General features: G+C 44.7%; 8 protein-coding genes and 1 riboswitch. Of the genes, 4 read left to right on the top strand and 4 right to left on the bottom strand.

The window, feature by feature from the left end; all coding sequences use genetic code 11:
• Positions 1-85: 85 nt before the first annotated feature.
• Positions 86-1,252, bottom strand: a complete 1,167-nt coding sequence (norW, locus tag L5L91_RS12450) for an NADH:flavorubredoxin reductase NorW (protein ID WP_168824924.1) — start codon at positions 1,250-1,252, stop codon at positions 86-88.
• Entirely contained in the window at positions 1,245-2,774 is a 1,530-nt protein-coding gene (norV, locus tag L5L91_RS12455) for an anaerobic nitric oxide reductase flavorubredoxin (RefSeq protein ID WP_263141745.1), read from the bottom strand. Before norV ends, norW begins: the two co-directional genes overlap by 8 nt.
• 226 nt (positions 2,775-3,000) lie before the next feature.
• Between norV and norR the strand changes: the two genes are divergently transcribed.
• The gene (gene norR / locus L5L91_RS12460) at positions 3,001-4,608 is read left to right on the top strand and encodes a nitric oxide reductase transcriptional regulator NorR (protein ID WP_242068390.1); all 1,608 of its coding nucleotides are present in this window, start codon (positions 3,001-3,003) and stop codon (positions 4,606-4,608) included.
• 50 nt (positions 4,609-4,658) lie between these two features.
• Here norR and L5L91_RS12465 read toward each other — a convergent pair whose 3' ends face one another.
• Positions 4,659-5,213: a TMEM165/GDT1 family protein gene (locus L5L91_RS12465; RefSeq protein ID WP_131524629.1), complete on the bottom strand. Its 555-nt coding sequence runs from the start codon at positions 5,211-5,213 to the stop codon at positions 4,659-4,661.
• 410 nt (positions 5,214-5,623) lie between these two features.
• Positions 5,624-5,723: riboswitch (cyclic di-GMP riboswitch) on the top strand.
• 123 nt (positions 5,724-5,846) lie between these two features.
• Between L5L91_RS12465 and gbpA the strand changes: the two genes are divergently transcribed.
• From gbpA to L5L91_RS12480, 3 genes are all read left to right on the top strand, one after another.
• On the top strand, positions 5,847-7,292 hold the full coding sequence (gene gbpA / locus L5L91_RS12470) for an N-acetylglucosamine-binding protein GbpA (protein ID WP_168824930.1): 1,446 nt from the start codon (positions 5,847-5,849) through the stop codon (positions 7,290-7,292).
• Between the two features lie 561 nt (positions 7,293-7,853).
• Positions 7,854-9,029: an aromatic amino acid transport family protein gene (locus L5L91_RS12475; RefSeq protein WP_173248682.1), complete on the top strand. Its 1,176-nt coding sequence runs from the start codon at positions 7,854-7,856 to the stop codon at positions 9,027-9,029.
• A 268-nt stretch (positions 9,030-9,297) separates the two neighbouring features.
• Positions 9,298-11,454 carry a S46 family peptidase gene (locus L5L91_RS12480; protein WP_263200407.1) on the top strand — a complete coding sequence of 719 codons (2,157 nt, stop codon included), beginning with the start codon at positions 9,298-9,300 and terminating at the stop codon, positions 11,452-11,454.
• Positions 11,455-12,106: 652 nt separating this feature from the next.
• Here L5L91_RS12480 and L5L91_RS12485 read toward each other — a convergent pair.
• The gene (locus tag L5L91_RS12485) at positions 12,107-13,120 is read right to left on the bottom strand and encodes an IS110-like element ISShes7 family transposase (RefSeq protein ID WP_263236727.1); all 1,014 of its coding nucleotides are present in this window, start codon (positions 13,118-13,120) and stop codon (positions 12,107-12,109) included.
• Between the last annotated feature and the right edge of the window lie 79 nt (positions 13,121-13,199).

A 13,199-nucleotide genomic window follows, 5' to 3' on the forward strand; every position in this document is an offset into this window, starting at 1 on the left:
GTGGAAACGATAAAACTGAGTAGAAAGCCTCTACTCAGTTTTTATTATCAGCGACAACAATATTAACATTCTCGTTAATGTGCTCTTAGGCCGCGATGAGCGCTGCATTAGGGCTATTTAGCTGCTTTAACAATCCAAATGCTTGCTGCATTTTATCCTCGGTTACGATAAATCCTATAAATGTTTCATCCACGTCGAATGCTTTAATACAGCTTCCTTGAGCATCAATATCGACTTGCCAGCGATAGACGCCATTCACTGTTATACCGCTGAGCTGCATAGGTAACAGTGGCGTTTTCACTTTAATGAGCATGGCGGGAAAATTCACTGCTGTCGGTTGGTTCAGTAATGTGTTCGCCAGCGCATTGGCGCTCAGTAACGCAGGTTGCAAATAGGCCCTATTTTGGCCGTTGATTTGGGCGCAATCACCTAGCGCATAAATATGGGCATCGTTGGTTTGTAAGCATTCGTTAACGACGATACCTTTATTGACCTCTAGCCCCGCATGCTGGGCAAGTTGACTGTTAGGGATCAGTCCGGCTGCACAGATAACCGCATCACAAATAAACCGTTGGTCATTATCTAGGCACACAGAGATACTGCCATCTTGGTGTTGCAGTTGGCTGACTCGGGTTTGCAATTGCACTGTGACGTTATGCTGCTTTAGTACAGCGGTCAGTTTGTGGTTTAACATTTCGGGTAGCATATTCGGCATTAAGCTCGCTTGTGGATCGACCAAAAACACTTGCTTACCTGCAGTTGCTAAGTCCATTGCCAGTTCAACTCCGACCAAACCAGCACCGATAACCAGTACTCTCCTCGCGCCATGGATGTCTGCTTCGCAGGCCTGATATTCTATTAAGCTGTTAACTGTGTGGATGATATCGACGCCATCTCCCTCTATAGGTGGAATAAAGGGCCGTGCACCCGTGGCAAGCACTAATTTTTTGTACGCAATTTCGCGTCCTTGATGGCAACAGACTACCTGACGAACTTTATCTATTTTTATGACTTCACAGTGATTTATTACATCAATTTGTTGCTCATGTGCAAATTCAGTCGCGGTCAATTTTATGAGGTCTGACGCCATTTTTTTAAGGCTAAACACATGGCTTAAATCTGGTTTATGGTATTCGTCACCAGAGTCGGCTGTGATAACTGTAATCGGTTGTTCGCGGTTTAAACGTCGCAGTGTTTTGACTAGCTGATATGCCGCGAATCCACTGCCGATAATGACGATTGGCTTAGGCATTAGTCACCTCATTTTTTATGACAGCGAAAACGCTTTTACCTAGGCCACATTCGGGACAGAGGAAGTCTTCGGCCACTTGAGTCCAAGGTGTGCCAGCAATGACATCTTGATTAGGTTCTCCTTTTTCAGGGTCGTAAACCCATTGGCAAACGGTGCAAATCATTGATTGTGTATCATTTAATTCGCACGCGTTTGTTGCAATCGGTGCCGTCACAGGGACGTTATTAGTAGCAGTGTTTTCAGCTGTTTGACTGGCCGTGGTGGCTTGGCTAGGTTTTGACATGACTTGATTAATGATAGAGCGACTATTCGCGCTATCAAGGGGCCGCAATGCCCATTCTCGCGCGATTCGCTGGCCGTGCTGACGGCATTCTTGCATCGCATCTCGATCGGGACGCCATTTGACTTTTAATCCCACCGAGGTTTCAAAACCAGCATCCATCAAACGAGTGTGAATTCTATCGACTGCGCCGCCATTCCAGCCATAACTACCAAAAGCTGCCGCCTTTTTATTGCGAAAACGCAGGCCCGTGATTTCTTCAAGCATGGCGGCAATTTTAGGCATCATCACATTATTCATGGTGGATGAGCCGACTAAAATACCTTTTGACCTAAATGCCTGTGCAAGGATTTCGTTTTTATCATGACGTGCGACGTTATACACTTTTACTGCTACATTGGGGTCAACATCATGAATACCTTGAGCAATACCGTCGGCCATCATGCGAGTATTATTGGACATAGAGTCGTAGAAAATCGTGATGCGGTCTTCTTGATAAGCGTCGGCCCAAGCTAAATATTGGTGAATAATTTGGGCAGGATTATCACGCCACACAATGCCGTGTGAAGTTGCGATCATATCTACAGGTAAATTAAAGCTTAATACTTCGTGAATTTTAGCCGTCACTAGGCTGCTAAAGGGCGTTAAAATGTTTGAGTAGTACCGTAGGCATTGTTCCATTAATTCATTTTGATCAACCTCATCATTGAATAAATGTTCGTCGCAATAGTGTTGGCCAAAGGCATCGTTACTGAATAAAACCGCATCTTCGGTGAGGTATGTCATCATGCTATCTGGCCAATGCAACATAGGTGCTTCGATAAATATCAGTTGCTTACCATTGCCTATCGCTAAACTATCCCCTGTCTTTACGGTAATGAAATTCCATTCTGGGTGGTGGTGATGTCCTACAATGGAGTCGACCGCATTTTCACTGCAGTAAATTGGAGTGTTAGGAATTTTGGCCATTAATGCAGTCAGGGCGCCTGAGTGGTCTTCCTCTGCATGGTTCATCACAATATAGTCTATGTCGGTTAAATTAATTTCAGCTTCAAGATTTTGTAAGAATTGCTGGCTAAAACGATGATCAACTGTATCAATTAACACGGTTTTTTCTTCACGGATAAGGTAGCTATTGTAGCTTGTGCCTTTAGTTATTTTGTACTCAGTACCATGAAAATCTTGCACTTCCCAATCGCGTTGACCCACCCAGTGGATATTGTTTTTTACATGAATAGTCATAAATACACCTGTGATAATTAATAATGAATGCGCTACGTAAATCTTGCTTATTTAGTTAAATCTCTTATTGCACTCACTATGCCAACATTGTAAGGCGTTGATTTTTATTGGTATTAACGTATTTCAACATTTGAAATCACTTGTTGGTGTCATAATGACAATTTGATATTGGTCAAATTGACATTACACTGTTGTCAATATGACTTTATTTGACTGTGGATGTGCTATGAGTGCCCATGCTGATTTAACTCAGTTAGCCTTAGATTTAACTGTCGGCGTGTCGACGCAAGACAGATTTGAGCGTTTGTTGGCAGTGGTCAGGCGGCGTGTCAATTGTGATGCTGCGGCATTATTGGCATTTCGGGAGCAGCAATTTGTCCCCTTGGCGATAGATGGGCTCTTTGCCGAAGTGTTAGGGCGGCGCTTTCAAATTAGTGAGCATCCGAGATTAGAGGCTATCGCCCGTGCTGGCGATGTGGTTCGTTTCCCTGCCGACAGTGAACTTCCCGATCCGTATGATGGTTTAATTCCACATCATAGTGCGAACTTACATGTACATGCTTGCATTGGTTTACCACTAATCGCGAACGATCGCTTAATTGGGGCGCTCACCATTGATGGTTTCAACCCTCATCAGTTTGATGGTTTTAGTGATAGCGAGTTGCGTGTGATCAGCGCACTGGCCGCAGCCAGTCTTAATACTGCGTTATTGATGCAACAGCTAGAATCCCAAGTTGTTGAAGTTTCCAATGGCACTGAGGTGCTCAATCGTCCTGCTAGTCAGCAGGAGATCATAGGGCAATCCACACAGATCCAATCGCTAAAGCAGCAGATAAGTGCCGTGGCAGGCACTGACTTATCGGTATTAATTACCGGCGAAACCGGTGTGGGTAAGGAGTTAGTGGCCGCGGCGATACATAATCAATCGACCAGAGCCGATAAATCACTTATCTATTTGAACTGCGCTGCATTGCCGGAGTCCGTCGCCGAAAGCGAGTTATTTGGGCATGTAAAAGGGGCATTTACGGGGGCAATCAGTCATAGGCAAGGCAAGTTTGAACTCGCTGACAAGGGGACCTTGTTTTTAGATGAAATCGGGGAGCTTCCCTTGGGGCTGCAAGCTAAGTTATTGAGGGTTTTACAATACGGTGAATTACAGCGAGTGGGCAGTGATAAGAGCCTAAAAGTTAATACTCGGATTATTGCTGCCACTAATCGAATTCTGCACCAAGAGGCAACGGAAGGGCGCTTTCGTTTCGATCTTTACCATAGGTTGAGCGTATTTCCTATCCACGTAGCACCATTAAGAGAGCGTGGGCAAGATATTGTTATGCTGACAGGTTTTTTTCTTGAACGTTGTAAAGCGAAGTTAGGACTCACCCATATCAATATCACACCCGCAGCGCAGCAGTTATTAGAGCAATACACATGGCCGGGTAATGTGCGTGAGCTAGAGCATGCGATACACAGGGCTGCGGTGTTGGCGAAAGCCGAGCTAAAAACGGCTTACATCAGCTTAAGTGATAAACATTTTCAGCTCGATTCTTTGATGAATCAAGCACACAGAACAGTCGACGAAGATAGGCCATCAGATGCCGCAACGCCAGCCAGTGAATTAGCATTTAGGTCTGAGTCGGCCTGTCGTGAGCGACAATCGCAAGATAATTCCAGTGTTATACTGGGGCTTAAGGCGGCGACTGAGAGATATCAGCGTCAACTTATTCGTCAAGTTTTAGCCGCGAATCAACAAAATTGGGCTGCGTGTGCAAGAATATTGCAAATCGATACAGGTAATTTGCACCGACTTGCAAAACGGTTAGGTTTAAAAGAATAAAATATTGCGTGAAGAAATTTTATTCTGCAGCAAAACCACAGCCTCGATTCTTAGAAGAACAGTGTTGCTACGCCTAAGAGTGCGAACAATACCGCGCAGCCACGGTGTATCCACAACATAGGTAATTTTTCGGCGCTGAAGTGGCCTGCGATCACTACGGGTACGTTAGCAAGCAGCATGCCTAAGGTTGTGCCTGCAACCACCATAGTTAATGAATCGTATTTTGCGGCTAATACCACAGTTGCGATTTGCGTTTTATCCCCCATTTCGGCGATAAAAAACAGGATAAAGGTAGCGAGAAAGGGGCCCATTTTATAGAAACGGCTCTCTTCTGCATCGACTTTATCTGGGATTAACACCCAAAGAGCGATCGCGAAGAAGGACGCAGCCACTAAATAACGTGCAAGATCTGGGCTTACCCAGTTAATGGCCCATTGACCAATCCAAGCGGCGGCAAAATGGTTAAATAATGTCGACAGCAAAATACCTAAAATAATGGCGGTTTTATTTTTAAATCTTGCGGCGAGGATTAGTGCAAGTAATTGAGTTTTATCACCAATTTCGGCGATAGCAACCGTAAAGGTTGAGGCAAGTAGGGCTTCCAAGTGTGATCCTTTAGGGGTGGTTATGACATAAGCACAATAAACCGTCCACCCCTAGGTGCGGTAATTGTGCTCAGGTCTTGCTGGGCAAATCTATGATTTGCTGTGAACACCATGGCATGTTGCCAAGTATGTTGATGTTCACCCTAGATGACGATGGTTCGAAATCCAGTTAGCTACTCCCCCGAAGCGAGGTGGGCATTATACCTAGGTAAGATTTAGTTTCAAGCACGAGTTTATAACAGTAGGTGCTGATAAATGTTTGACGGGTGTCAGAAAAATACCGATTCACATTCTGTAACTTAATGAATATAAATGAATTATTTTTTGACAACGTTGTCTTTTGTTGCTAATTTAGCCAAGTCATTTCTACTTAGTTACATACTGTTAACTCGTAGTGACTCAATGATAACGACTGTATTTGGCAAACTAATTGAAAAGTTAGGACGCAAAGCTTCCGGTCTAAGGTTGTAAATGGATTTTTTAGTGAACTAAGATAGCGGAGTTGCCGCAGAATTCGATTTCTGTGAAAGATAAACGACTGCTGTTTAATACTGTTGTTTGCCCAAATACCACTTTTATATCTAAGCCTATCATTATGTTTAGGATGATAGGCAATCAATGGAGTGCATTAAAGTGGCAAATCCTACTGTTTTTTCCCCTATTTCTAAATTGAGTTTATTGGCCGCGGCAGTAATGGCGACGAATGCGTTTGTGAGTATCTCTGCGCAGGCGCACGGTTATGTTGTGGCACCTGAATCGCGTTCATATGCCTGTAAAACAGGTAAAAATGCCAATTGTGGTGCGGTGCAATGGGAGCCGCAAAGTGTTGAGGGGCCATCGGGTTTTCCTGAATCAGGTCCTGCTGATGGCAAATTGGCGAGTGCTGGCAATGGTGCTTTTTCACCTTTGGATGAACAAAGTCCGAGCCGTTGGGCAAAGACGGATATTAAAGCGGGCTGGAATAAGTTCAGTTGGCAGTTCACAGCAAACCATGTCACCCGTAATTGGCGTTACTATTTAACTCGCCAAGATTGGAACCCAAACCAAGCTTTGAGTCGAGCGAGCTTTGACTTAGCACCCTTTTGCGTAGTTGATGGTGGTATGGAACAGCCGCCTAAGTTAGTGACCCATGACTGCTACGTGCCAGAAGGTCGCAGTGGTTATCAAGTGATCTTGGCCGTGTGGGAAGTGGGAGATACGACGAATAGTTTCTACAATGCTATCGATGTGAACTTGGGCTCGGGTCCTGTTGTGCCGAGTGAATGGCAAGATGTGGGGGATATCAATCCGTCACTCGATCTAAAAGCAGGCGATAAAGTGATGACCCGGGTGTTTGACGCCAATGGTGAGCAAGCGGCTAAGCAAACAGTCATTACCATTAGTGATGCGACTCAAGGTGATAAACAAAATTGGCCTTTCCTATTAGCGAGCGCGATTAATGCCCAGCAGTCCCAGTTAAAAGCGGGACAAAAAAATGCATCGGGTGTGATTGAGCCTGTGTATGGCAAGAACGACATTTTTACAGCGAAAAACTCAGGTATTGAGCGTGTCGAAGTGGGATTTGATTTAGCTCCTGCTCCGGGCAACAGCTTAGAAGTCACTTCACTTGCCGATGATTATCAAATTATCGATGGTGCGGCGAAGGTCAGCTTTGATGTGACCAGTAACGCCGAGATGCTAGTGTCAGCGTATTTGTTTAGCCATGATGGCACAGCGGCAGGTTTTGTGAGCCAAACTGTTAACAATACCAGTGCTAGCTTAGTGTTAGACGTCGTTGAGCCTAAAGCTGGACATTATCATTTGCAGGTAAAAGCTGAGCCTAAACAAGGTGATGTTATTCAGCAGAACTTTGATCTCTTCTTAAAGGATCAAGCTCCTGCACCAGAAGCTGATTTTGTATTCCCAGCAGGCGTGAAAGGTTACGTTGCAGGTACTACAGTGTTACAGCCTAAAAATGGCAAAGTGTATCAATGTAAGCCATTCCCTTATAGCGGCTATTGCGTGCAGTGGTCGGCTTCTGCCACTGGATTTGAACCAGGTGTTGGCGCTTCTTGGGCTATGGCGTGGACTGAGCTGTAAATTAACTTTTTGAGTTAATCAATTCTCAACATGATGTGATTGGGCTTAAACATATCCGTGTGTTTAAGCCCTTTTTGTCTGCATCGGATGGAAAAAGACCGGCTTTATTTTGATTCGAGCCTAATACAAGATTACAGGTATTCTCAACAAAGGTAGCGATTTTGTTGGCTTGTATATTTTCGTTTATCACAGCGCTATTAAGTTGTTACCGTACCGTTTGCTACCCTTCTTTGTTCACAACTGGCTTGCCCACTGGGTTTGGCTCTGTTAATGTCCCAAACTATCTATTTAATCGATGCTTATATCGGTACATTAATTTGGGCTATCACAATTGAAAGTCATGCCATTTTTCAATAATCGATTTAGTTAGCCTCAATGGCTACTGGGTTGAAACATTCAAAAGCTATTGGGGCCAATTGATCTGCTAGGTCGAGATCTGATTGGATGCTTTAAGTGATGTGTCGCTTATTTCGATTTAAGACGCAAGGCTTTATCGGTTCAAATCTTACTCAAATAAAATAATAATTAATTATTGAACAGGACTATTGTGTGAATTCAAAAATGTTAGGCTCGATCGCCATCGTTGCCGGGACGGCCATTGGCGCAGGTATGTTAGCGTTACCTTTAGCCACAGCGGCTTTAGGTATTATCCCTGCTTTAGTGTTACTCGTCGTTATTTGGGGCGTGTCCGCCTATACCTCATTACTTATGCTCGAAATTAACTTACGCACTGGCGTGGGGGATAACGTGCATGCTATTACGGGTAAGTTACTGGGTAAAAAAGGTCAAATAATTCAAGGTGCTTCTTTCCTGAGTTTATTATTTGCCTTGACCGCGGCTTATCTCACCGGCGGTTCTTCGTTATTAGTGCTTAAAGCGAAGAACATGTTCGATATCGTGCTCGATAATCAAGTCGCAGTGTTGTTATTTACACTCGTGCTCGGTGGCTTTGCGGCGCTAGGTGTTGCTTGGGTCGATAAAGTTTCACGTTTCCTATTTTCGTTAATGATTCTATTGCTCGTGGTGGTGGTATTATTTTTATTGCCCGAAGTCAGTATTGCTAGCATGGCAACTGGCGCGATTGCCGAGTCTATGACCAGCAATTGGATGGCGGCAATTCCCGTAGTGTTTACTTCGTTTGGTTTCCACGTCTGTATCGCCACTTTAGTGCGTTATCTCGATGGCGATGCGGTATCACTGCGTAAAGTGTTGTTAATCGGCTCGACGATCCCACTTGCTTGTTATGTTCTGTGGTTATTGGTGACTTTAGGCACTGTCGGCGGATATGAGGTGAATAGTTTTGAAGGTTCACTACCTTCACTCGTCACGGCATTGCAGGATATTGCTCATACGCCTTGGATCAGCAAATGTATTTCATTATTCGCTGACTTAGCTTTAGTGACCTCATTCCTCGGTGTGACCTTAAGTTTATATGACTTTATCGCCGAATTAACTCGTGCCAAAGAAACGTTTGCCGGTCGTATTCAAACTTGGTTACTCACCTTTATTCCGCCTGTCTTGTGTGCCTTGTATTTGCCTGAAGGCTTTGTGGCGGTACTGGGATTTGCTGCCGTACCATTGGTCGTGATGATCATCTTCTTGCCAATTGTTATGGCACTGCGTCAACGTCAGTCGCAGCTCGGTGGTTATCAAGTGTCTGGCGGATCTGTTGCATTAGTCATTGCTGGCTTGTTAGGTGCCGTGATTGTGGGTGCCCAACTATTTGTTGGGATCTAATTCATTGCAATAGGCGTGGCTTTTTAGCGAACGCTGCTGGGTAACTTTGATTAAATGTATTTGCTTTGTAAGCGAGTTTTTCAGAGTCTGTTATAGAGAGTGTTGCATGTGATAAAGTCAGGCCCCGGCCTGACTTTTTGCTTTTTAGGTTTTAAAGCGAGTGATGCTGGTTTTTAGCACAGTTATTTAAAATTAAAACAACGCTATTAAAACGAGAAAATAGCCCAGCTTGCGCGTGGCTTCATTCACATCAAACGGACTTAACACAATGAAAAAATGGTTACTCACAGTTGCCGTGGCCGCTAGTTTTGGCGCACAGGCTGACGAAGGTATGTGGCAGCCCCATCAACTGCCTGCTATGGCTGATGAGCTGAAAGCAAAAGGCCTTGAAATTGATGCAAAATCGATTTCTAAACTTACCGAATTCCCTATGAATGCCGTGATAAGCCTTGGCGGTTGCACTGCATCATTTGTATCGCCAAAGGGCCTAGTCGTGACTAACCATCACTGTGCCTATGGAGCGATTCAATACAACTCCACTCCTGAGAAAAATCTGCTGCAGGATGGTTTTTTAGCTAAGACCTTCGCCGATGAATTACCTGCGACCCCTGGCTCACGTGTCTATGTGACTGAAGATGTCACTAATGTCACTCAGCGAGTTAAAAACGGGCTTGAAGGTAAAGTGGGCAGCGCCTTCTATCAAGGTGTTGAAAGCCAAGAAAAAGCCTTAGTTGCTGAATGTGAAAAAGAAGATGGTTACCGTTGCCAAGTGTATAGCTTTCACGGTGGTCTCGAATATTATCTGGTTAAACAACTGGAAATCCGTGATGTGCGTTTAGTCTATAACCCAGCCGCGAGCGTGGGTAAATACGGCGGCGACGTAGACAACTGGATGTGGCCACGTCACACAGGCGATTTTTCTTTCTACCGTGCTTATGTATCTAAAGCAGGTAAACCAGCAGAATTTAGTGCTGACAACGTGCCTTATGAGCCAAAAAGTTTCTTAAAAGTATCGGCTAAAGGCGTGAGTGAGGGGGATTTTGTGATGGTGGCAGGCTACCCAGGTCGCACCAACAGATATCGCACAGCCACTGAAGTTCAAAATGAGTTTGAGTGGGCTTATCCCGAAGGCAAAATGCTGCGTGAACGCTTTATAGAGATCATTAAAGAAACCGCGCCAGAGGGCAGCGACGAGCGTATTAAGTACGAGAGTCAAATTGCTGGCCTTGCAAATTACGCGAAAAACTTCACTTCTATGATCGAGTTTTACGGTAAATCGACCATGTTAGCTGACCGTAAAGCCCTCGAAGCTAAGCTTGCGGCGTGGATTGCCAAAGACAGCAGTCGTGAAGCGAAATACGGTAAAACCTTAGCGGAATTAGATGCCTTGATTGCCAAAGGTAAAACGCATCAAGAGCGTGACATGATCTTAAGCTACATAGGCAGTACGACTATGTTGCCGACGGCGCGCAGCTTATATCGCCTCGCGAACGAGAAACAACTGCCAGATATGCAGCGTGAACCGGGCTTCCAAGATCGTGATATGACACGTCTAAAAGCCAGCATGGAGCGTATTGACCGTCGTTATGCGCCAAGCGTTGATAAAGCGGTATTGCTCGACATGCTAAAACGCTACGCCGCACTGCCAGAAGATCAGCGCCTACCCGCATTGGATAAAGCCTTTGGTATCGATAAAAAGTTTAGTGAAGCTAAGCTTTCGAAAACCTTAGATAAAATGTACGCCAAAACTGAGTTAGGTAAAAAAGACGTTCGTCTGGCGTGGATGGATAAATCCGTTGCCGATTTTAAAGCCTCTAAAGATCCTTTCATTCAATTCGCTGTCGCTATGTATGACACAGATATGGCCGAAGAAAAGAAAGAAAAAGAATTAGCGGGTGAACTAATGAAGGTGCGTCCGCAATATATGGATGCCATTATTGCTTACAACCTAGAGCAAGGAAAGCCAGTGTATGCCGATGCTAACTCAAGCTTACGTGTCACGGTTGGTCATGTGAAAGGCTATTCGCCAAAAGACGGTTTAGTGGCCGTGCCATTCACTCGCCTTGAAGGCATAGTGCAAAAGGACACGGGTGTTGACCCATTCGATGCACCGAAGAAAGAGTTAGAGCTGATTAAGCAGAAGCAATATGGTGATTTCTATATGAAATCAATAGATTCTGTACCAGTAAACTTTTTATCAACTTTAGATACTACTGGCGGAAATTCTGGCTCACCGACCTTAAACGGCCGTGCTGAATTAGTGGGCCTGTTATTCGACGGTGTGTATGAAAGCATTATCGGCGGTTGGGCATTTGATAACGAGATTAACCGTTCTATTCATGTCGACAGCCGTTATATGCTGTGGGTAATGAAGTATTTAGATCATGCCGACAATTTATTAGCCGAGATGGAAATCGTTAAGTAATCCATTGCCGCATCAGCAATGGTGCGGCCTATAATGGCATAGTGAATTTGGATTATCAGCATTCAAGTGCGATTTAGTGCTTTAAGAAGACTGAAATAACAAGACAACAAAATAGCGATAAACTCACTGGGTTTATCGCTATTTTTGTAGCTGTAATGGCCTGCTGACGGCTGTTAAGATAGCTTTCGTGATAGGCGCGCCAGGGCATTAGCTCACCTTTTTAGCATTAGCGTAACCAGTGGATTGAAAATATATACGCAACATATTTTTTAGACTGAAATGTGTTGGAAAGTAGTGCCGGAGGACCTGCATCTTTAGTTAGATTTTTTAGTGGGTTAGCGTTGGCAGGTATCCACGCATATAGGCTYGCCATGGCATTSRCTCGTCGACWCGCAGCAAGTCCTATATGGACACCTCGAATAGATCAACCACTTTTTGAGTAACAGAAAGTAATACTGCGTACGTATATCCGACCTGTTTRTGAGAATCTTTGYTCTCTGGCCTTAATGAGAACCGCGCCTTTGCTGCTTATCGTCCTTTCGGAGTCATATGCTYCTTGTACTCTCTCAGCATCTGCAAAGGCCGGTATTACCTGTTACTTCATTATCTGTAGTCGTGTTTTGAGGTGAGTTTAATACTCGATTTTTACATATTAACAAGGCCGATATTCGCTGCGATGAAACAGCATAGCCCAGATGATCCGYGCCAATTTGTTTGCAATTGCTACTGCCGCTTTCTGTTTACCTCGCCGCTCAATYACCTTTAAGGCCCATACGGAGATCCTGTCATTACTCTTACTTGCATAACGAATAATCGACCAAGCTCCCTGGATCAGTTGCCGCCGCAGATAGCTGTTACCTCGTTTGGTTATGCCGCCCAATTTTTGTTTTCCCCCACTGGAAAACTCTTTAGGAACCAGTCCTAAATTTGCAGAAAAATGCCGAGCACCATGATAACCTGAGCCATCTCCGGCAAATGACACCGCGGCAGTGGCAATGATTTCTGCAACGCCTCTTATACCCATCAGTCGCTTGGCATCTGGGTGTGTTCTTGCCTGCAGTTTGATGTCTTTTTCCAGCGAACCTATTGCAACGTTGATCGCACGCAACTCTTCCATCAGCTCACGCATGTATTGGCGTGCAATCGTAGTGAGTTGATTACTGGCATYCTCAAGTAATTCCGGCAGCAAAAGATTCAATGGATTACGTCCTTTAGGGAGGGCTATTCCATATTCACTTAGTAAGCCTCTGATTTGATTGGTTAGTGCAGTGCGTATTCTGATCCGRCGCTCGCGAATTCTGTGGGTAATGATGATATCAACCTGCGCTAAGGTTCTCGGCTGGACGAAAATCAGGTTCGGTCTCTGCGCTGCCTCACAGATAGCGAAGGCATCATTGCGATCGTTCTTATTGCCTTTGACAAATGGCTTAACATGCTGAGGCGGGATCAGTTTGACGTCATGCCCGAGAGAAAGTAACTCTCTGCCCCAATAGTTAGAGCCACYGCAGGCTTCCATCGCAATAGTGGCATCAGGGTAAGTACGCAGAAAAGTCAGGAGCTGAGCACGTTTAATCGAACGGTTAAAAACACTCTTGCCTGCTTGATTAACTCCACATACTTGGAAGATATTTTTTGCGAGATCAATTCCTATTAGTGTAACTTTCATTTTGGACACCTTTTGTTGTTATTGAACGTGCAAATTCAATATGGCGTAAATGACGCCTACTTCACAAGAGGTGTCCATC

Origin of the sequence: Shewanella sp. SM55 (genome assembly GCF_025654025.1) — a bacterium.
Classification (GTDB): Bacteria; Pseudomonadota; Gammaproteobacteria; order Enterobacterales; family Shewanellaceae; genus Shewanella; species Shewanella oncorhynchi.

What these genes read in the sequence shown, in the direction of transcription:
- norV (WP_263141745.1), bottom strand. Translation starts at nt 2,774, where the DNA reads ATGACTATTCATGTAAAAAACAATATCCACTGGGTGGGTCAACGCGAT.
- L5L91_RS12475 (WP_173248682.1), top strand. Translation starts at nt 7,854, where the DNA reads ATGTTAGGCTCGATCGCCATCGTTGCCGGGACGGCCATTGGCGCAGGT.
- norW (WP_168824924.1), bottom strand. Translation starts at nt 1,252, where the DNA reads ATGCCTAAGCCAATCGTCATTATCGGCAGTGGATTCGCGGCATATCAG.
- norR (WP_242068390.1), top strand. Translation starts at nt 3,001, where the DNA reads ATGAGTGCCCATGCTGATTTAACTCAGTTAGCCTTAGATTTAACTGTC.
- L5L91_RS12480 (WP_263200407.1), top strand. Translation starts at nt 9,298, where the DNA reads ATGAAAAAATGGTTACTCACAGTTGCCGTGGCCGCTAGTTTTGGCGCA.